The organism is Actinomadura sp. 1N219, from assembly GCF_044326405.1.
GTDB lineage: Bacteria > Actinomycetota > Actinomycetes > Streptosporangiales > Streptosporangiaceae > Spirillospora.
On sequence record NZ_JBIRAY010000017.1, the window covers coordinates 70,878 to 91,875 of the forward strand.

Annotated in this window: 13 protein-coding genes; 9 read left to right on the forward strand and 4 right to left on the reverse strand. The window is 70.9% G+C overall.

Annotated features, from left to right (window positions below):
* Positions 1–118 precede the first annotated feature (118 nt).
* From ACH35V_RS36515 to ACH35V_RS36540, 6 genes are all read left to right on the forward strand, one after another.
* Positions 119–1,417 carry a M14 family metallopeptidase gene (locus ACH35V_RS36515; RefSeq protein WP_395979440.1) on the forward strand — a complete coding sequence of 433 codons (1,299 nt, stop codon included), beginning with the start codon at positions 119–121 and terminating at the stop codon, positions 1,415–1,417.
* A 276-nt stretch (positions 1,418–1,693) separates the two neighbouring features.
* Positions 1,694–3,001, forward strand: a complete 1,308-nt coding sequence (locus ACH35V_RS36520; protein ID WP_395979441.1) for a S8 family peptidase — start codon at positions 1,694–1,696, stop codon at positions 2,999–3,001.
* Positions 3,002–3,229: 228 nt separating this feature from the next.
* Positions 3,230–4,063, forward strand: coding sequence for a S1 family peptidase (locus ACH35V_RS36525; RefSeq protein ID WP_395979442.1), 834 nt, complete (start codon positions 3,230–3,232; stop codon positions 4,061–4,063).
* Between the two features lie 182 nt (positions 4,064–4,245).
* Positions 4,246–4,473: a hypothetical protein gene (locus ACH35V_RS36530; RefSeq protein WP_395979443.1), complete on the forward strand. Its 228-nt coding sequence runs from the start codon at positions 4,246–4,248 to the stop codon at positions 4,471–4,473.
* A gap of 325 nt (positions 4,474–4,798) precedes the next feature.
* Positions 4,799–5,452, forward strand: a complete 654-nt coding sequence (locus ACH35V_RS36535) for a DUF4360 domain-containing protein (protein ID WP_395979444.1) — start codon at positions 4,799–4,801, stop codon at positions 5,450–5,452.
* A 40-nt stretch (positions 5,453–5,492) separates the two neighbouring features.
* Positions 5,493–6,128: a DUF4360 domain-containing protein gene (locus ACH35V_RS36540; RefSeq protein ID WP_395979445.1), complete on the forward strand. Its 636-nt coding sequence runs from the start codon at positions 5,493–5,495 to the stop codon at positions 6,126–6,128.
* A 480-nt stretch (positions 6,129–6,608) separates the two neighbouring features.
* Here the strand turns inward: ACH35V_RS36540 and ACH35V_RS36545 are convergent, their stop codons facing one another.
* Positions 6,609–7,469 carry an LLM class flavin-dependent oxidoreductase gene (locus tag ACH35V_RS36545; RefSeq protein WP_395979446.1) on the reverse strand — a complete coding sequence of 287 codons (861 nt, stop codon included), beginning with the start codon at positions 7,467–7,469 and terminating at the stop codon, positions 6,609–6,611.
* A gap of 143 nt (positions 7,470–7,612) precedes the next feature.
* On the opposite strand from ACH35V_RS36545, the gene ACH35V_RS36550 reads away from it, so the two are divergent.
* Complete coding sequence (locus ACH35V_RS36550) at positions 7,613–8,755, forward strand: winged helix DNA-binding domain-containing protein (protein WP_395979447.1); 1,143 nt, start codon at positions 7,613–7,615, stop codon at positions 8,753–8,755.
* 145 nt (positions 8,756–8,900) lie between these two features.
* On the opposite strand, the gene ACH35V_RS36555 is transcribed toward ACH35V_RS36550, so the two are convergent.
* Complete coding sequence (locus ACH35V_RS36555) at positions 8,901–10,562, reverse strand: alkaline phosphatase D family protein (RefSeq protein ID WP_395979448.1); 1,662 nt, start codon at positions 10,560–10,562, stop codon at positions 8,901–8,903.
* Between the two features lie 801 nt (positions 10,563–11,363).
* Here ACH35V_RS36555 and ACH35V_RS36560 point away from each other — a divergent pair.
* On the forward strand, positions 11,364–13,040 hold the full coding sequence (locus tag ACH35V_RS36560; protein ID WP_395979449.1) for a phospholipid carrier-dependent glycosyltransferase: 1,677 nt from the start codon (positions 11,364–11,366) through the stop codon (positions 13,038–13,040).
* Between the two features lie 5,523 nt (positions 13,041–18,563).
* Complete coding sequence (locus ACH35V_RS36565) at positions 18,564–18,818, forward strand: hypothetical protein (protein WP_395979450.1); 255 nt, start codon at positions 18,564–18,566, stop codon at positions 18,816–18,818.
* Between the two features lie 187 nt (positions 18,819–19,005).
* Here ACH35V_RS36565 and ACH35V_RS36570 read toward each other — a convergent pair whose 3' ends face one another.
* Together ACH35V_RS36570 and ACH35V_RS36575 are read right to left on the reverse strand one after the other, a co-directional pair.
* The gene (locus ACH35V_RS36570) at positions 19,006–20,184 is read right to left on the reverse strand and encodes a sensor histidine kinase (RefSeq protein WP_395979451.1); all 1,179 of its coding nucleotides are present in this window, start codon (positions 20,182–20,184) and stop codon (positions 19,006–19,008) included.
* A gap of 43 nt (positions 20,185–20,227) precedes the next feature.
* Entirely contained in the window at positions 20,228–20,902 is a 675-nt protein-coding gene (locus ACH35V_RS36575; protein ID WP_395979491.1) for a response regulator transcription factor, read from the reverse strand.
* Positions 20,903–20,998: the final 96 nt, after the last annotated feature.

The following is a 20,998-nucleotide window of genomic DNA, read 5'->3' on the forward strand; positions in this document are numbered from 1 at the left end:
AGCAAATCACGGGGAATGGTTAGGCGGGCCGGGCCGCATACCCGGGGGTTTCTCGCCGGCGCGCCGTCGTGCTTCACGGAAAGCAGCCGTGCTTCACGGAAGACAACGGAGATTCCCTATGCGAAAACGTCCCCTCGCCATGGCGGTGGCCGCCCTGCTGGCCGGCGCCTCGCTCGCGCTCCCCTCGGCGCTCGCCGACGCGAACGGCCCACGCGGGTCCTACGGCTCGTACGGCTCCTACGGCAAGACGCCCGCTCAGAGCGAGCCCGTCCCGCACCGCTACAAGGTGACCGGCCCCGACACCCGCGAGGAGCGGACGGCCATCGCCGGCACCGGCGTCTCCATCGACGAGGTCAAGAAGGACTTCGTCGTGATCACCGGGCAGCCCTCCCAGGCCGCGCAGATCAGGAAACTCGGCCACCGCGTCGACGAACTCGCGCTGAAACTGGGTTATCCGCCTGAGGACGCGCTCTATCACGATTACCCGGAGATCGTCGCCGAGCTCGACAAGATCGTCCGGGAGCATCCCGCCATCGCGCAGCGCGCGACCGTCGGCAAGACCTATCAGGGCCGCGAAATCCCCGCCATCAAGATCAGCGACAATGTCGCGACCGACGAGGACGAGCCCGAAGTCCTGTTCACCGCCAACCAGCACGCGCGCGAGCATCTCACCCCCGAGATGGCGCTCTACGCCGCCAATCTCTTCACCGACGGACACGGCACCGACAACCAGATCACCGAGCTCGTCAACGGCCGGGAGATCTGGATCGTCGCGTCGGTGAACCCGGACGGCCTGGAGTACGACATCGCGACCGGCCAGTACCGCATGTGGCGCCACAACCGCCAGCCGGTCACGGGCGCGACCGGCATCGACCTCAACCGCAACTGGGCCTACAAGTGGGGCTGCTGCGGCGGGTCGTCCGGCACTCCGGGTGCGGAGACGTACCGCGGGCCCTCGCCGGAGGCCGGGGTCGAGACCAAGGCGGTCGCCAACTTCGTCCGCGGCCGGGTCGTGGGCGGCAAGCAGCAGATCAAGGCGCACATCGACTTCCACACCTACAGCGAGCTGGTGCTGTGGCCGATGGGCCACACCTATGACGACACCGGGCCCGACATGAGCGCGGACGCGAACCGGACGTTCGCCACGATCGGCCGCGAGATGGCGGGGACGAACCGCTACACGCCGCAGCAGTCCAGCGACCTGTACATCACCGACGGGTCGGTCAACGACTGGATGTGGGCGGAGCACGACATCTTCTCGTACACGTTCGAGATGTATCCGCGGAACGCCGACTTCTACCCGCCGGACGAGGTCATCGTCCGGGAGACCACGCGGAACAAGGCGGCGGTGCTGGCCCTGACCGGGTACGCGGACTGCCCGTACCGGGCGATCGGCAAGCAGGACCAGTACTGCTGACGTCTCCGGACGAGCAGCGCTTACGACGGAGAGGGAGGGGCCGCGGCGGCGGCCGGTCGACGACCGGCGCCCTCTAGCCGCGGCCCCGTGCCGTGCTTCCGCATCGCCGTTTCGTAACGGTGTTTCCGTATCGCTCCTGTTCGGGCGGCCGTGAGCGCGAGCAATACGTAGGCCTACCTACGGTTCCCCGGATTGTTACGTCCTCCGCCGCGCCTCATCGTGGTGGCGCCACCGCCGGACCGGCCGTGGCGCCGCCCCACACAGGAGGTAGCGAGGATGAACGCCCCCCGCACGAATCGTCCCCACCGCACGAAACGTCCAGGGCTCAGGGCTTGGTACTCGGGGTGGGCGGTCGCCGCCTTGGCGGGTGGCGTCGCGTTCGCCGGGCCGCCCACGCTCGCCGCCGCCGAAGCCGCTGGGACCGCCGCCGGGGGCGCGGTCCTCAACGCCGGGGCGTCCGGCGCGATCGAGGGGCACTACATCGTGGCCCTGCACGGCGCGACGTCCCTCGCCTCCGGTGCCGAGGCGGCGGTGTCCGCGCAGGCGGAGGAGCTGACGGACCGCTACGGCGGCTCCGTCGAGACCGTCTACAGCGCGGCGCTGCGCGGGTTCGCCGCCGAGATGAGCGCCGCGCAGGCCCGGCGGCTCGCCGCCGATTCTCGGGTGCGCTACGTCCAGCAGTCCCTGATGGTGCGAGCGGCCGGCCCCGGGAAGCAGCCGAACCCGCCGTCGTGGGGCCTGGACCGCGTCGACGGCAAGAGCGACAGCTCCTACGCCTACCCGGCCACGGGCGCCGGCGTCACCGTGTACGTCGTGGACTCGGGCATCCGCATCAGCCACAGCACGTTCGAGGGCCGCGCCTCCCACGGCCACGACTTCGTCGACGAGGACGCCGAGGCGCAGGACTGCAACGGCCACGGCACGCACGTCTCCGGCACCATCGGCGGCAAGGAGTATGGGGTCGCCAAGGGCGTCAAGCTCGTCGGCGTCCGGGTGCTGGGCTGCGACGGCAGCGCGCCCGACAGGGACACCGTCGAGGGCCTGGACTGGGTGCTGAAGAACGCCAAGGGGCCGTCCGTGGGCAACATGAGCCTCGCCTCCGGGGGCGACGACGCCGAGCCGCAGGCGATCCGCGACGCGACGAAGGCCGCCGTCGCCGCCGGCATCCAGTTCGGCGTCGCCGCGGGCAACGAGAGCGCCGACGCCTGCGGCAGCACGCCCGCGGACGTCCCGGAGGCCGTGACGGTCGCGTCGAGCACCAGCGGCGACGGCCGGTCGAGCTTCTCCAACTACGGCCGCTGCGTGGACGTCTTCGCGCCCGGCAGCAACATCGTCTCCGCGAGCCACTCGTCCGACACCGGCAGGGCCACGATGAGCGGGACGTCGATGGCGGCCCCGCACGTGGCGGGCGCGCTGGCGATCTTCCTTGAGGGCCATCCGGGCGCGAGTTCGGCCGAGGCCCACGACGCGATCGTCGCGGCCGCCGACACCGGGGTGATCAGCAACCCCGGCAGCGGCTCGCCGAACCGGTTGCTCAACGTGACGAAACTGGCCGCCACGCCCCCGGCCCTCTCCGGGCGGTAGCGCATCGGGGCAGGCGGACGGCGCCGGCGACCCGCCCAGCAATTCCAGGCGGGTCGCCGCCGCCTGCCAATTCGGCGTGAAAGCCAATTGGCCGTTCGTAGCCAAGTGCCCGTATGAATCCGGCGACAATAGATAGGTAGGGCCGCGTACCCTTTCCCGGATTGTTCCGGTCCGCTTTCCATTCGATGGTGTGGTGTGCATCAATCGCGAAGCGGAAGAGAGGATCGGATGCCCCGCACTAAGCGAACGTCCGGGCGCGCCGGCGCAATTTCCGGTGCCGCCGTCCTGATCATGGCCGTGGCCCTCACGGCGCCGGCGACGGCCGGTGGACCGGGCGGCGGCCCCGCCGGTGAAAACCCTTACCCCAATGCGGTCCACGCTCCCGCGCTGCCGCCGTCCGCCGCCGTCCCGGCTCCCGCTCCCGGGACGGCGGCGAACGGCGGCGGACGGGTGCCGATAGTCGGCGGCCACAACGCCACCCAAGCTCCCCCGTTCATCACCGCCCTTTACAAGGGCGGCCGTTTCGCCTGCACGGCGTCGCTCGTGGCGGCGCACTGGGTCCTGACGGCCGACCATTGCATCGGCGGTTCCCTCTCCGTCCGGGTGGGCTCCCTGCAGCGCGAGAGCGGCGGCCAGACGGCGAACGTCACCCAGCAGGTGAGCGAGCCGTCCGGGTCCGACATCGCGCTGCTGCGGATCGACAAGGACATCCAGGCCCAGTACCCGACGCTCGGCGGCCCGGGCGACGCGGCGACGGGAACGAGGGAAAGGGTCTACGGATACGGCTACACGCGATCCGACTGGTCCCAGCTTTCGGAGGTTCTCAAGTATTCCGAAGGGACCATTTACGATTCCCGCTGCAATGTGCTCGGCGCCACCCTGTGCATCGAGAACGACGGCGACACCGCGGGCGGCGACTCGGGCGGGCCGATGCTGACCGACTCGGGCCGGCTCATCGGGACCTGCACCGCCGGAAACAAGCCCACGGACGGGTCCGGTTTCGGCGCGTACAGCGACATCACCAGGTACCGGAGCTGGATCGACCGGACCATCGGCCAGTGACCCGCTAGCCGTTCGGTCTCCCCACGGCGCGGCGGCCCGCTCCCATCCACAGGGCGGGCCGCCGAGCCGCTTCCAGCGGCGAATCATTTAACAGCTCACCGTTTTCAACAGCGCGCCGTACTGGCGTTCGCATCGCTCCAGTCGCAATGCGCGCAGAGGAAAACACGAAGAGAGACAAGGTCATGCGTCCTGCCGGCACGACATCTCACGCGGCCGCCAAGGCCGAACTGGAACGCGACTTTCCCGCGTGGCGGGTCCTCGTCTCCGACCGCCGCCGGTGGTGGGCGCTGCGCGGCCCGCTGCCGTTCGACCAGGTCAACGAGGTCGACGCGGTGGACGCGGACACCCCAGAAGACCTCCGCGCGCGGCTGTCGCAACTCGCGCGGCCCGCCGTCGAAGGGGCCCCGTGACCTGCGGAGGGTGTCCGCACACGGCCGCCGCCGCCGCGTTTATCGATGATGATCACCTTAATGGAACGGTCCTTGTCAAAAACTTGGCCGTTGACATTCGATAATCGATGATCAAGCTTGATGCCGTTCCGGCCCCCAGCAATTGAAGGCGGGTCAAGAAAAGTTAAAAACCGATGATTGACAGCACCTGGGGTGAAAGTTACGCTCCATTCCAGATCCTGGATCTACGTCCATTGACGAGTGCCGATTAATCCGGATTAGCGGCACTCGCCTCTTCGGTCGCCGAAGAAAAAAATGCGTCCACTCCCAGCGAAGAGGGAATCACATGCGTAAAGGGATCGCCATTACCGCCGCGGCCGCCGCGGCGCTTGGGCTGACCGCGGCGTCCATCTCCCCGGCCGCCGCCGCGTCCTCGCGACTGCTCGACCGCGGGCCCGACGGCGTCACCATCGACATCGCGACCGTGAACGGCTCCGGCTGCCCGGCCGGCACCACCGCGGTGGCCATCTCGGATGACAAGGAAGCCTTCACGGTCACTTACAGCGACTACATGGCGCAGGCGGGCGGCAGCTCCAAGCCCACCGACGGCCGCAAGAACTGCGTGATCAGCATGAAGGTGCACGTCCCGCAGGGCTTCACCTACGCCATCGCGCAGACGGACTACCGCGGGTACGCCTACCTGGAGAAGGGCGCCTCGGGCGTCCAGAAGGCCAGCTACTGGTTCCAGGGCAACTCGCCGACCGGGGTCATCCAGCACAACATCCCGGGCGCCTACGACAACAACTGGCAGTTCACCGACAAGATCCCGGTGGACGCGCTCGTGTGGAAGAAGTGCGGCGAGCAGCGGAACTTCAACATCAACACCGAGGTCCGCGCGACGGCCGGCACCGACAAGACGAAGACCAGCTTCATCGCCATGGACTCGGCGGACGGCAGCATCAAGACCAAGTACCACTTCTCGTGGAAGACCTGCCCGTAACCTCCCGCATCACCCCGCGCAACCCCCAAAGGAGAAATCCATGCGCAAAGGAGTGACTGCTTCGGCAGCCAGCCTCGCGGCCCTGGCCCTGACCGCGGGCGTCGTCCCGTCGGCCTCGGCGAACGCTCTCTCGGCTCCCGACAAGATCACCATCGACGTGAAGACCGTGAACGGCTCCGGCTGCCCCGCCGGCACCGCCGCGGTGGCACCGTCGAGTGACGCCACGGCGTTCACGGTCACCTACAGCGACTACATGGCGCAGGCGGGCGGGGACTCCAACCCCACCGACATGCGCAAGAACTGCCAGATCAGCATGCAGATCAACATCCCGCAGGGATTCACGTATGCGATCGCGAGCGCGGACTACCGCGGCTTCGCGCATCTGGCCAAGGGCGCATCCGGCATGGAACGCGCGAACTACTACTTCCAGGGCATGTCGCAGACGACGCCCAAGACCCACAACGTCAACGGCCCGTACTCCAACAACTGGCAGTTCACGGACCGCACCGAAGTGGCCGAGCTGGTGTGGAAGCCCTGTGGTGAGGAGCGCAACCTCAACGTCAACACCGAGCTGCGCGTGAACAAGGGCAGTTCGAAGGAGACGAGCTTCATGTCCTTCGACTCCACCGACGGCAGCGTGAAGACGATCTACCACATCTCCTGGAAGAAGTGCTAGGCATCTGATCGGACTGATCGGGCCGCGCCCTTCAGCCAGAAGGACGCGGCCCGGTCTGCATGAGCGGGCCACCCCGCCGAGCCGCCGGCCGCCCCGCCGCCCCGGCGACCGGCGGGGTTTCGGCGTCCCCCCCATTTACCGTCCAACCCCCGCCCGCCAGGCCGCGTCACGCCCAGCCGCCCCGCCTGCCCAGCCGCCCCGCCGACCGCGCTGCCTGGCCGTGCACCCGTCTGCCCGTGCACCCGTCTGCCCGTGCACCCGTCTGCCCGTGCATCCGCTGACCGCGGTGCCTCCCTGGCCGCTCGCCCGCCACGCGTTCGGTCTGCTCAGGCGTTCGCCCCGGCCGGCCGCACCGCCTGTCCGGGCCGCCTCACCCGCCCGTTCACGTGGCCTGCCCGTCCGTGGATGCCTGCGCGTCCTACGCCGGCCGCGCCGCCTGTCCGGCCGCTCGCCCTGTCTAAGCCTTCGGCTTTCGCCCGCCTATAGGACGGCGTTCGCCAGTAGCTCTACCTGCTGTGGGTCGGGGTTGCACGGGAAGAGGATTAGTTCGTCGCAGCCGGCCTCTTCGTAGGCGGCGACGGCGTCGCGGACGGCCTCGGCGTCGGTGAGCGCCAGGGACGCGACCTTCTCCGCGTCCCATCCTTCGACGGCGTAGTGGTCGGTGAGGAAGGTCTCGGCGTCCGCCCGTGCGCGGGGGCCGAGGGAGAAGTACGGCTGCGCCATCAGGCGCGGCTCGCCGTCGCGGCCGTGCCGCGCCCACGCCTCCCGCACCGCACGCGCGCCCTGCCGGAACGTCCCGACGCCGCGGCTCCCCGCGATCCAGCCGGCGCCGCGGGCGGCCACCCGGGCGAAGGGCCGTTCGCCGTGGCCGCCGAACACGAGCCGCTCGGACGGCACACCGGGCTGCGGACCGATCGGCCCGGCGACACCGCGGGGTTCGCCGGCCCAGATGCTCGTCATCTCGTCCAGCATCGCGTCGAAGCGGCGGCCCCGCCCGGAGAAGGGGACGCCCGAGGCGGCGTAGTCGTCCTCGTATCCGCCGACGGCCATGCCGAGCACGAGCCGTCCGCCCGACAGGTGGTTCACGGTTGCGGCCTGCTTGGCGACCAGCGCGGCGTTGCCGCGGAACGGCACGAGCAGGATCGAGGTCATCAGCCGGATCCGCTCGGTGACCGCCGCCGCCGCGCCCAGCGTCACGAGCGGTTCGGAGTTGCCGTACACCAGCCGGTCGATCACGCCGAGCGTGGAGAATCCGCGCTCCTCGGAGGCCTTGGCCCACTGGACGATCCGCGTGCCCGGGGTGCCGGGGATGGTCGCGGGCAGGCCGATTCCGATGTCCATGTGCGTCCTTCCGGTAGCGAGGTCCGCGGCGGACGGGATCATGGGGCGTGGGCCGATGGTCATGCGGGACGGACGTCCGGCCACTCCAAGTAGCCTAGCTCGGACGCGACATTCCGCCGCGGAACGGACGCTGAGGAGCCCTGATGACGGTGCAGATGTCTTGGGAGGACGTGTGCGCGCGGCGGCTGGAGCGGCATGCGCTGTCGGTCCCGTCCAAGGACGGCTGCGCGGAGGTGGCGGCGGGGATGGCCGGCGTCCACGCGCAGGTCATGACCGCGGCCGAACTCGGGATCGGGCTGCGCCTGGACGGCGCCACCCGCGCCGACGTGCGCCGCGCCCTGTGGGAGGAGCGGAGCCTCGTCAAGGCCCACGGGCCGCGCGGGACGGTGCACGTGCTGCCCGCGCGTGACCTGCCCATGTGGGTCGCGGCGCTGTCGGCGCTGCCCCCGGCGCCGAGCCCGTTCCAGGACGCCGTGCGCATGACCGCGGAGCAGACCGAGGAGGTCGTCGCGGCCATCGCCGGCGCCGTGGACGAGGCCGACCTGACCGTCGACGAGCTCACCGAGGCCGTGGTCGAGCGGACCGGGCCGTGGGCGGGCGACCTGGTCATGCCGGCGTTCCAGACGCTGTGGCCGCGCTGGCGGCAGGCGATGGCGCAGGCGGGGCAGCGCGGCGCGATGTGCTTCGGGCCGATGCGGGGACGCAAGGTCACCTACTCCAGTCCGCGGCGCCTGCTCCCCGATTTCCAGCCCGCTCCGGCGGACGCGGCGCTCGGCTGGCTCGTCCACTCCTACCTGCATGCTTTCGGGCCTTCGACGTCGGACCGCTTCGCGCACTGGCTGGGCACCCCCGCCGGGTGGGCGGCCGACCTGTTCGCATCGCTCGACCTGGAACGTGTGGAGGTGGAGGGCACGGAAGCGTGGGTCGCGGCAGGCGACACCGAATTGTCGTCGGACGCGCCACGCGGCGTCCGCCTGCTGCCGTATTTCGACGTCTACGCCTACCGGGTCGGCAATCAGCCCCCGGAATTGCTGTATCCGGGACCTGCCGGTGAACGGGCGCTGCGCGGCAATTTCCAGCTCCTGCTGGTGGACGGCGTCGTCGCCGGACTATGGCATCAGCGCCGCTCCGGCCGCCGCATCGACGTCACCGCGGAGCCGCTCGTCACCCTGACCAAGGCGCAGCACGCGGACCTGGAGGAGCAGGTCGAGCGCGTCGCGCACGTCCTGGAGGCCGCTAAGACCACTCTCACGATCGGCCCGGTGACCGTCGGCGGCCACGCCTGAAGCCGGGGGCGGGGAGTCGTTGGCCGGGCGTGGCTTTCTGGGTGGGGTCCACGCCCGGAGGATCAAGCCCTGCCCGGTCGCCCGAACTGGGGGTCGGTCAGTATTGGGGTAGGTCAGAACTGAGGTCGGTCAGAACTGAGGTCGGTCAGAACTGGTCGTCGTCGACGTCGTAATGGCGCGACGTCTTCTTGAGGGTCCGCGCCTCGGTCTCGGGCGGGATCTGGTCGACGACGCGGATTCCCGGACGTCCCGCCTCGACCTCGAACCGCGCGGCCGTGGCGATCTTCGTGTCGCTCGGCGTCCACACCGTGTCGACGATGCGGAGCGAGGCGAGCAGCCGGGACGGGGTGACGTCGCAGACGACGTATCCGCGCCGGTTGCCGATGTACTTCCAGTGCGGGCTCTCGGCCATGATCGGGTCGTACGTCCGGTGGAACGCGACGGGGTCGGAGTCGCCGCCCGAGCTGATCGACGTCCCGGTGATCTCGGCGCCGGTGACCGGGGACTTCTCGTCGTCGAAGTCGGGCTTCAGGTCGCACACCCAGGTGGCGTGCCGGTCGCCGGTGAGCACCACGGGGTTGGACGTCCGGCCGGAGCCGAAGAACTCCAGCATGCGGCGGCGCTGCACCCGGTAGCCGTCCCAGTTGTCGAAGTCGAAGACCTGGTCGGGCCCCGCCTTGCGGTCGTTGGACGCCCACATCAGCTGGTTGGCCAGCAGGTTCCAGCGGCCGCCGGAGCGGGACATGCCGTCCATCAGCCACTTCTCCTGCTCCGCGCCGGTCATGGTGCGGGCCGGGTCGTTGGCCTCGGCGAGTGTGGCCGGCTGGTCACTGCGGTACTGCCGGGTGTCGAGCACGTGCATGGTGGCGAGCCTGCCGAAGGCGAGCCTGCGGTAGAGCCGCATGTCGATGCCCTTGGGAAGGGCGGACCGGCGCAGCGGCATGTGCTCGTAGTAGGCCTGGAACGCGGCGGCCCGGCGGGCGAGGAACTTCTCGCGCGGCTGCTTGTCGGGGTCCTGGGGGATCTCGTCGGCCCAGTTGTTGTCGACCTCGTGGTCGTCCCATGTCGCGATCCAAGGGAACGCGGCGTGCGCGGCCTGCAGGTCGGTGTCCGTCTTGTACTGCGCGTGCCGGTTGCGGTACTGGACCAGCGAGTACGGCTCGTCCTTGCCCTCATGGGTGCGGACGGTAGTCGTCCGTGGGACGGACTCGTAGATGTAGTCGCCGAGGAAGGCGACGAACGCCAGATCCTCCTGTGCGAGGTGGTGGTAGGGGGTGTAGTAGCCGTCCTGCCAGCTCTGGCAGCTCGCGAACGCGAACCGCAGCTGCTGGTTGACCGTTCCGGGCGCGGGCGCCGTCCGGCTGCGGCCGACTGGCGACAACTCCTTCTCGACCCGGAACCGGTAGAAGTAGACCCGGTCGGGCCGCAGCCCGCCGACCTCGACGTGCACCGCGTGCCCGCTTTCGGGCCGCGCCACCTCGACGCCCTGGGCGCGGACGCGCTGGAAGCGCTCGTCCTCGGCCACCTGCCAGGCCACCGGCACCTGCCGGTCGGGCATGCCGCCGCCGTCGACCGGCCGGGGGGCCAGGCGCGTCCACAGCACGAAACCGTCGGGCAGCGGGTCACCGGACGCGACGCCGAGAGTGAACAGGTCATTCGGCAGCGGGGCGCCGCCGTGCGAGCGGACGGTTGCGACCGCTCCGTCCTGGCCCAGCAGCGCCGGGCCGACCAGAATATGGCCCGTGGCCAGCGCCGACACGGCTCCGCCGGTGGCCAGGAACCGGCGTCGCGGATACATTTCCGACATACACCCTCCTTGTGATCAATACAGGAGGATGATCGCAGATCGGTGAACTCCGGCAGGCGTGAATGCTGACACCGAAGCGACCAGGACGCGAACAACGGCCTCTCACCTGCGCATTATTGGTCGCATAAGTTCGCACCGGCGCTATACGGGTGCCTTATGGCGTCATAAGGATCTGTTATTTCGCCATTCGAAAACGAGTTCTGCGGGCGGCGTATCCGGGCTCGACATGGACCCCGTCGGCGCCACTCGGGGACCTCACACCTCCGCCACCGCGAGCCTCACCCGCTGACCAGCACCGAGCGGTAGCCGCTGACCAGCACCGAGCGGTAGTCACTGGACGACGCCAAGGGCGCCCACTGGACGGCGCCAAGGGTGCCCGCTGGACGACATCGAGGACGCCTGCTGGGCGATGCCGGGAGCGGCCGCCACCGGGAACCGGTGAGGTGTCGACGAGTTGGGTCTTGATAGGCGAAGAGTTGCCTATGGATTTCACCAATAGCGACTCGGGAAGCGTTCGAGTTGTCCGAGTCGTGGATACTCTCACCTGCGATGTTATCCATAGGACGGCCATGCGGGCTAAAGCCTCAACCAGAGCAAAAGGCTCGCAGGCAATGTTCCTTATAAATGTATGAAGAATTAGGTGGATAACGGACATCCGGCCGTGGTGGGGCGGCGGAATACTCCGGGGGGCTAACAATGTTCGGTAACGACTCGGCACTACGCGATCGGGTTAAGTCGGTCGCTCTCCGTGAGCGGGCGACCGCACCGGAAAAGGGGACCGGACGAGTCCCTTGGTGGACGGTGCTGCTGGCGGTCGGCTGGCTGGTGCAGGTGCTTTTCCGGGTGGTGCTGGAGACCTGGCGCAGCGTCCCGCTCTACGTGCCGGACGAGGTCGGATATCTGCTGGGAGGCCGGCTGTTCGCCGGCGGAGCGGACGGCGACCTGACCGGACGGCTGTTGTACTACGGCGGCTATTCGCTCCTCCTGGCGCCGGCGAACTGGATCAGCGACGATCCGGCGATCGTGTACCGGGCCGTCCTGGTCACCAACGCCCTGATCGCCGCGACGCTGCTTCCATTGGCGTACCTCGCGCTCAGGCGGCTCGGGATGAATCAGATTCCCGCCTACATCGCCGCCACGCTGACCGCGCTCATAACGTCGAACGTCCACTACAGCCAGTTCGCGTTGACCGATGCCGTCCTGCCGGTGATGGTCCTCGGGTGGCTGCTGCTGGTGCATTCCTGGCTCACGTCCGAGCGGCAGATCTACGGTGCGTTGGCCGGCGTTCTGGCGGCCTACATGTCCTGGGTCCACGTCCGCGGCTTCGTCGTCGTCCTCGTGTTCGCGGGGACGCTGGGCGTGGCGTGGTGGCGGCGCTGGGCGAACCGGCGCGGCATCACGGTCACGGCCTGGCTGCTCATCATGACCACCGTCGCCGGAATGCAGCTCAACGACTGGGTGCGCTCACAGCTGTATCCCCGGGGAGCTTACGGGCTGGAAGACCTGCTGCTCGACCGGATCACCAGCATTTCCGGGCTCGGGTGGACGCTCTCGCTGAGCGCCGGAAAGCTGTGGTATCTGATCGTCTCGACCTGGGGGATCGCCGGAATAGGACTGATCGCCCTGGCCGTCGCCGTAAAGCGCGATCGCGTTCCACTGGGCACGCGCGTCGTCGCCGTCCAGGCCGCCGTCTCCATGGTCGGCGTCGCGCTCGCCACCTCCGCCGCCACTCCGGACGAGGGCACGGTGGCCAATTTCGTCTACGGCCGGTATCTGACCTGCTTCGCCCCGATTCTTTTCCTCGCCGCCGTCGTCCTCGTCACTCGCGGCCCGGGGTTCATCGCGTTTCGGGCGGTGCCCCTCGCCGCGGCCATCACCCTCGCCGCCGGCGCCATCGTGTGGCTGCACGCCGGTGACCAGCTCTCCCGGGACTTCTTCCTCTCCACCGACTTCGCCGAGATCAGCTTCCTCACCTGGAATTGGGAAGAGTTCCACCTGTGGCTGGCGACCATTGCGGCACTGCTGCTCCTCGCGGTTATTGCCGCGCTGAGCGTCTACGGCGGCAGGCGAGCGATTCTGGGCGCCGCCGGGCTGATCGCCGTCCTGAACATCGCCGCCGTGCTCGCCACCACCAATCACGTCGTCAGCTACTGGGATCAGCGCTACGCCGCGACGGCCAGCCTGAAATACGAGCTTCGGGCCAATGACAAGGTCGGTGTGAACTTCCCCGAGCTCGGCTGGCGGATCTGGGTGCTGCAGGCCTTTCAATCCCGCCACGGCCTGGTGCCGATCGACCGGTTCGGCCGTTTCCCGATCCCCGCGGATCTGACCGTTGTCGTCGTCCCCTGGACTCCGGGAACGGCGCTCGCGAAGACCTGGCCGGCGGCTCCGGCGGACTGGCGCATCGTCTCGGCCCGCAAGCCCGGCTTCGGCGGCTGGGCGGCGTGGCGCCGAATGAACAGCGCCACCACACCATAACAACATCTGCGGGCCTAATCTCCAATTGGAGGAGAACCGGCAAGGCCCTGCAAATAGGCAGCCCTATACAACCCACCCTCGTATAGCCCCTAGGCATGCCTTCAACACACCGACGGCGCATCTCGGCGTGCACATATTACGGTCGCGCCACCCCATAGTGCGACATCTCAGAACCGCCAGCAGAGCGCGCCGCGGGTCACACTGCCAGGTCGGATAAATCACCCTAAACAGGCATCAATTAATGGGCCCGACCAGAGCTGACCCCGTAGTGGAACGCTATCCATGACGCTCCGTCTTCGTCATCGCTTTCGCGGCTTCATCAATGCGTCCTAACGGGACATGTAAAAGATCTTCAAAAGTGCGCTCCGTCGTCATGCTTGATCAGGATGCGGGGACCGTTAACAACGTTTCGGTCCTTGCCGCTCGGCTTGCCGACGGCTCCTACCAAGGGCTCACAGAAGAGTGGGCCGCTCCGAGCGCACCATTTGGCGTGCCCATTGCCAAGGGGGAATCAATCGCGTGTTCTACTGGATCCTGCGGCGAAGACATAAGACCAGAATCGCCGTGATCATGGCTACGTTGCTCCTGCTTGCCCTGATTCAGCCACTGGTCTCTCGGAGTACCTCCGCCTCGACGAGTAGCGCGACACGGAAGCCGATCAGCGACGGGCCCAAGCCGAGCCAGCACCAGCCCGACCGCATGGGCGGCGGCGGTGGTGGCTGCGGCAAGCACAAGTGCTGCAAGAAGAAGTGCTGCAAAAAGAAATGCTGCAAGAAGAAGTGCAAGCCGGGCCCACCAGGCCCACCTGGACCGGACGGTCCCACCGGCCCGACCGGCCCCGCCGGCGAGGACGGAGCCACCGGCCCGACAGGCGCCGATGGCCCACCCGGCCCTCCTGGTGAGGACGGCGCGACCGGCCCGACCGGCCCCGAGGGCCCGACAGGCCCGGCGGGCGCTGACGGCATCAATGGCGCGGACGGCGCGGACGGCGCGACCGGCCCGGCAGGCCCGACGGGTCCGGAAGGCCCGACCGGCCCGGAAGGCGCAGACGGCCCAACTGGCCCAACCGGCCCGACGGGCGCAGACGGCGCCGACGGCGCGGACGGCCTACCTGGCCCGACCGGCCCGACCGGCGCTGACGGCGCAACCGGCCCGACGGGCCCGGCTGGCGCGGACGGTGCGGACGGCGCGGACGGCGCGACCGGCCCGACCGGCCCCGAGGGCCCGACAGGCCCGGCTGGCGCCGACGGCATCAATGGCGCGGACGGCGCGACAGGCCCGACGGGCCCGGCCGGCGCGGACGGTGCCACCGGTCCGACCGGCCCGATGGGCGCCGACGGACAAGACGGCGCGACCGGCCCGACAGGCCCGGCGGGCGCCGATGGCCCACCCGGCCCTCCTGGTGAGGACGGCGCGACCGGCCCAACCGGCCCCGAGGGTCCGACGGGCCCGGCGGGTGCCGACGGCATCAATGGCGCGGACGGCGCGACCGGCCCGGCAGGTCCGACCGGCCCGATGGGCCCGGAAGGCGCGGCCGGTCCAACCGGCCCGGCGGGTGCAGACGGCGCCGACGGCCTACCCGGCCCGACCGGCCCGATTGGCGCAGACGGCGCAACCGGCCCGACGGGCCCGGCAGGCGCGGACGGCGCGGACGGCGCGGATGGCGCGACAGGCCCGGCAGGTCCGACCGGCCCGATGGGCCCGGAAGGCGCGGAAGGCGCTACCGGTCCGACCGGCCCCGAGGGCCCGGCGGGTGCTGACGGCATCGATGGCGCAGACGGCGCGACAGGCCCGACGGGCCCAGCCGGAGCCGATGGCGCCCCTGGCCCGACAGGCCCGGCAGGCGCCGATGGCCCGACAGGCCCAGCAGGCGCTGACGGCGCCCCTGGCCCGACGGGCCCTGCCGGCGAAGACGGCCTGATCGGCCCGACCGGCCCGGCGGGCGAGGACGGTGCCACCGGCCCAGCGGGCGCCGACGGCGCCACCGGCCCAGCCGGTCCAGCAGGCCCAGCGGGCGCCGACGGTGCGACGGGCCCAATGGGCCCGGAGGGCCCGACAGGCCCCACTGGTGCCGACGGCGTAGACGGTGAGGATGGCGCCACCGGTCCCACCGGTCCCACCGGCCCGGCGGGCGCGGACGGCGCGACTGGTCCTACGGGGCCCGCTGGTGCCGACGGCGTAGACGGTGAGGACGGCGCGACCGGTCCCACCGGCCCTGCCGGTGCCGATGGCGCGGACGGCGCGACCGGCCCCGCCGGACCGACCGGTCCCACGGGTCCAACAGGTGCCGATGGCGCGACCGGCCCGGTAGGTGCGACTGGTCCGATGGGTCTTCCTGGTGCCGATGGTGCCACCGGCCCAACGGGTCCAGCGGGAGTTGACGGCGCCGATGGCGCGACCGGCCCCGAGGGCCCTGAAGGCCCAGTGGGTCCTGCGGGCCCGACGGGTCCGGTGGGTGCCGACGGTGAGGATGGTGCCACCGGTCCCGCGGGTGCCGATGGCGCGACCGGTCCGACGGGCCCGGTGGGTGCGGACGGCCCGACTGGCCCGAGAGGTCTTCCCGGCGCAGACGGCGCGACCGGTCCGACGGGTCCTGCCGGTGCCGACGGCACCGACGGCACGACCGGTCCAACCGGTCCAACCGGTCCAGCTGGCCCGGCGGGTGCCGACGGAGCTACCGGTCCGGCTGGCCCGGCAGGTGCTGACGGTGCGACGGGTCCAGAGGGCCCGGCCGGTCCCACAGGTCCGGCAGGTGTCGACGGCGAGGACGGCACCGACGGTGCCACTGGTCCTACGGGTCCCGCTGGCGCGGACGGCGCGACCGGTCCGACCGGCCCGACGGGTCCTGCCGGTGCCGACGGCACCGACGGCACGACCGGTCCAACCGGTCCAGCCGGCCCGGCGGGTGCCGACGGAGCCACTGGTCCGGCTGGCCCGGCAGGTGCTGACGGTGCGACGGGTCCAGAGGGCCCCGGGGGTCCTGCGGGTCCCACTGGCCCGACGGGCGCTGCCGGCGAGGATGGTGCCACTGGTCCTGCGGGTGCCGATGGCGCTACCGGTCCCACGGGTCCCGCTGGTGCAGCGGGCGCTGACGGCGCGACCGGCCCCGCCGGTCCGGCTGGTGCCGACGGCGCCACTGGTCCGGCAGGCCCGGCGGGTCCGACGGGTGCCGATGGCGCAACTGGTCCGACTGGTCCGACGGGTGCTGCCGGCGAGGACGGTGCTACCGGTCCTGCGGGTGCCGATGGCGCTACCGGTCCGACTGGTCCGAGGGGTCTGCCCGGTGCTGATGGTGCTGATGGTGCCACCGGTCCGACGGGTCCTGCTGGCGCGGCGGGCGCTGACGGCGCAACCGGTCCAACCGGTCCGGCGGGTGCCGACGGCGCTACCGGTCCTGCGGGTCCGGCGGGTGCCGATGGCGCGACGGGTCCTGAGGGCCCCGAGGGTCCTGCGGGTCCGACTGGTCCGACGGGTGCTGCCGGCGAGGTTGGTGCTACTGGTCCGGCGGGTGCTGATGGCGCTACCGGTCCGGCGGGTCCTGCGGGTCCGGCAGGTGCCGATGGCGCTACCGGCCCGGCGGGCGAGGACGGCGCGACGGGGCCAGAGGGACCTGCGGGCCCGACTGGCCCAGCGGGTGAGGATGGTGCCACCGGCCCTGCGGGTGCCGATGGCGCGACTGGCCCGACTGGCCCGGTGGGCGCAGACGGTCCGACTGGCCCGAGGGGTCTGCCTGGCGCTGATGGTGCCGATGGTGCCACCGGTCCGACGGGTCCTGCTGGCGCTGCGGGCGCTGACGGCGCTACCGGTCCTGCGGGTCCGGCGGGTGCTGATGGCGCTACCGGTCCTGCGGGTCCCGCTGGTGCCGATGGTGCGACGGGTCCAGAAGGTCCGGCGGGTCCTGCGGGCCCGACGGGTGCTGATGGCGCAACTGGTCCGACTGGTCCGACGGGTGCTGCCGGCGAGGACGGTGCCACCGGCCCTGCGGGTGCTGATGGCGCTACCGGTCCGACGGGTCCTGCTGGTGCAACGGGTGCTGACGGCGCGACCGGTCCTGCGGGTCCGGCGGGTGCTGATGGCGCGACCGGCCCGACTGGCCCGGTGGGCGCAGACGGTCCGACTGGCCCGAGGGGTCTGCCCGGCGCTGATGGTGCTGATGGTGCCACCGGTCCCACCGGTCCCACTGGCCCTGCTGGCGCTGCGGGCGCCGACGGCGCAACCGGTCCTGCGGGTCCGGCGGGCGCCGATGGTGCTACCGGTCCTGCGGGTCCGACTGGTCCGACGGGTGCTGCCGGCGAGGATGGTGCCACTGGCCCTGCGGGTGCTGACGGTGCTACCGGTCCTGCGGGTCCGGCGGGTGCTGATGGCGCGACCGGCCCGACTGGCCCGGTGGGCGCAGACGGTCCGACTGGCCCGAGGGGTCTGCCCGGCGCTGATGGTGCTGATGGTGCCACCGGTCCGACGGGTCCTGCTGGCGCTGCGGGTGCTGACGGCGCAACCGGTCCTGCGGGTCCGGCGGGCGCCGATGGCGCTACCGGTCCTGCGGGTCCGACTGGTCCGACGGGTGCTGCCGGCGAGGATGGTGCCACTGGCCCTGCAGGTGCTGCCGGCGCGACCGGTCCCGCGGGTCCGGCGGGTGCTGATGGCGCGACCGGCCCGACTGGCCCGGTGGGCGCAGACGGTCCGACTGGCCCGAGGGGGCTGCCCGGCGCTGATGGCGAGGATGGTGCTACCGGTCCGACGGGTCCTGCTGGCGCGGCGGGTGCTGACGGTGCTACCGGTCCGGCGGGTCCGGCGGGTGCTGATGGCGCTACCGGTCCTGCGGGTCCCGCTGGTGCCGATGGCGCGACGGGTCCAGAGGGCCCCGAGGGTCCTGCGGGCCCGACAGGCCCGACGGGTGCTGCCGGCGAGGTTGGTGCCACTGGTCCTGCGGGTGCCGACGGCGCTACCGGTCCGACGGGTCCTGCTGGCGCGGCGGGTGCTGACGGTGCTACCGGTCCGACCGGGCCGAGGGGTCTGCCCGGCGCTGATGGCGAGGATGGTGCCACCGGTCCGACGGGTCCGGCGGGTGCCGCTGGTGCCGATGGCGCGACGGGTCCTGCGGGTCCTGCGGGTCCGACTGGTCCGACGGGTGCTGCCGGCGAGGATGGTGCCACTGGCCCCGCGGGTGCCGACGGCGCTACCGGCCCGACCGGCCCCAGGGGTCTGCCCGGTGCCGATGGCGAGGATGGTGCCACCGGTCCGACGGGTCCCGCTGGTGCAACGGGCGCTGACGGCGCGACGGGTCCAGAGGGCCCGGCGGGTCCGGCGGGTCCGACTGGTCCGACGGGTGCTGCTGGGGAGGATGGCGCTACCGGCCCTGCGGGTGCTGATGGCGCTACCGGCCCGAGGGGTCTGCCCGGTGCCGATGGCGAGGACGGCGCCACTGGGCCTACCGGTCCGGCTGGTTCCGACGGCGCGACTGGTCCGGCGGGTTCCGATGGTGCTACCGGGCCTACCGGACCCACGGGGCCTGCGAGTGAGGGGGTGACCGAGACCGTCTTCGTGGACGAGATCGTGAATATCCCAGGGAATGTCGACCTGTCTACCCAGGGCGTCGCCTACTGCCCCTTCGGCTACACCGTTACCGGGGGTGGAGCGACCATGGGCCTCACGAACCAGGGAATCCTCTCTGGCAGCGAGCCGCTCCAGAACCAGCAAGCCTGGAGCGCGTGGGGCAGATCATCGGCGGCCACCAACATGACCGTTCATGCGATCTGCATGAGGGAAACGACTGGATAGTGGTCGCATCCGGCCTCGCTCTCGAGGCGGGTACGGCCTGATCTCCAAGGTCGTCAACGCATCGAGGACGGGTCGGATCGAGTAGCTGATCACCCTTCGGTTTCGCCGGTAAGTCGGCGAGGCCGGAGGGTGATCGCGTTCCCGGTGCGGTCGCCGTCGACGGGGGCGGTGCAGGCGGGCACGAGCCTCACCTGTCCGGGTGGTTCGGACGATGCCCGGGGGAGGAGGTCGCGGACGTGTGCAGGCCGTGTGGCTGCGGGGTGTCCGGCATGTGCGGGTCCCCGGGTGCGGCGGTCGTGGGGAAGCAGATCTCGACGGAGAGGCCGCCGTCCGGAAGCGCGTGTGCGGTGATGGCGGCGCCGTGTGCCGTGGCGATGGCGCGGACGATCGAGAGGCCGAGCCCGTGGTGGCCGTCGCTGCGAGCCGTCCGTTCGCCGAGCCGCTGGAAGGGCTCGAAGAGCCGTCCGACCTGCTGCGGGGGGATTGCCGGTCCGGTATTTGCCACCGAGACGAACGCTCGCCCGGCCCTGAAGCCGGTCGCGACTTCTATGCGGCCGCCGGTCACGTTGTGGTGGACGGCGTTGTCCACGAGATTGGCGACCAGGCGTCCGGCCAGCGCCGGGTCACCCGCGGACGGGGCGGGCGCGATCCGGGTGTCGATGCGCACGCCGCGCGCGTCCGCCTCAAGGTGTGCGGAGTCGAGGGCCTGACGGGCGAGATCGGACAGGTCGAAGGGTTCCTGCCGGTCGAGGCCGCGCTCGCTGCTGGCCAGCGTGAGCAGCGCTTCCAGCAGCCGTCCCTGGTCCTTGCTGAGCGCGAGCAGCCGCTCCGAGGTCGCCCGGTACGACTCCAGCCCGGCCTCGCGGTCGGTGAGTATCTCCTCCAGGAGCGCACGCTCCAGCGTGAGCGGCGTGCGCAGCTCGTGTGCGGCGTTGGCGACGAAGCGTTTGTGGGCGTTGAGGGCGGTTTCCAGACGGCCGAGGAGGCCGTCGACGGTGTCGGCGAGGTCTTTCATCTCGTCGCGGGGTCCTGTGGCGGCGAGGCGTTCGTGCACGTTGCGGGCCGAGATCTGCTGGATCGTGGCCGTCATCGTGCGCAGGGGCCGCAGGACGCGCCCGGCGACCAGCCAGCCCAGCGCGATCGAGATCGCCACCATGACCGCGAAAGCGAACCCGAACTGCGTCAGCAGCGCGCGCAGCTGCGCGGCCCGAAGCCGCTCCAGATGCTCGCGGATCTCCGGGCCGCTGTCGTCGTAAACGATGATCACCCACTTGGAGCGGCGCATGAGCCAGTAGGTGATCGTGAGAAGGACGGCGCCGGAGATCGTGAACAGCGCGCTGTACAGGGCCGTGAGGCGCACGCGCACGGTGCGGAGCGAATGATGCGGGGGGAGGTGCGGGCTGAGCAGTTCATGAGGGCGCATGCGCGTCCCCTATCCGGTAGCCGCCCTGCTGGACGGTCTCGATCACCGGTGGCCGGCCGAGCTTGGACCGCAGCCGGTTCATCGTGGCCTTGACGGTGGTCGTGAACGGATCGGCCATCTCGTCCCACACCCGTTCCAGCAGCTCCTCGGCGGACACGACGCGGCCGCCGGCGCCGAGCAGGTACTCCAGGACCGCGAACTCCTTCGGGCTCAGCGCCAGGCGCATTCCCGCCCGGGTCGCGATCCGCTGCGCCGGGTCCAGCCGCAGGTCACCGTGGACGAAGACCGGCGGCAGCGCCGGCTGCGCCCGGCGGCCGAGCGCCCGGATCCGGGCCACCAGCTCGGCGTACGCGAACGGCTTCGGCAGGTAGTCGTCGGCGCCGAGGCTCAGGCCCGACACTCGGTCGGCGATCGTGCCGGACGCGGTCAGCATCAGGACGCGGGTGCGGCCCGCCCGGCCCACGAGCGTGCGGCACACGTCGTCGCCGTGGACGGCCGGCAGGTCCCGGTCGAGGACGACGACGTCGTAGTCCAGCAGCGAGGTCCGCTCGACGGCCGCCTCACCGTCGTGGACGACGTCGACGGCCATTCCCTCGCGGCGCAGGACTCTCGCCACGGACGCCGCGAGCTCGGCGTGATCCTCGGCCACCAGCACTCTCATCGTGTCAATCAGGTTAGCCATCGCCGCGGTCACAGCCGGGTCACAGGCGCTCTGACCGTGATGTGACCGCCCCTTCCCTAGAAATGGCCTCCAGCG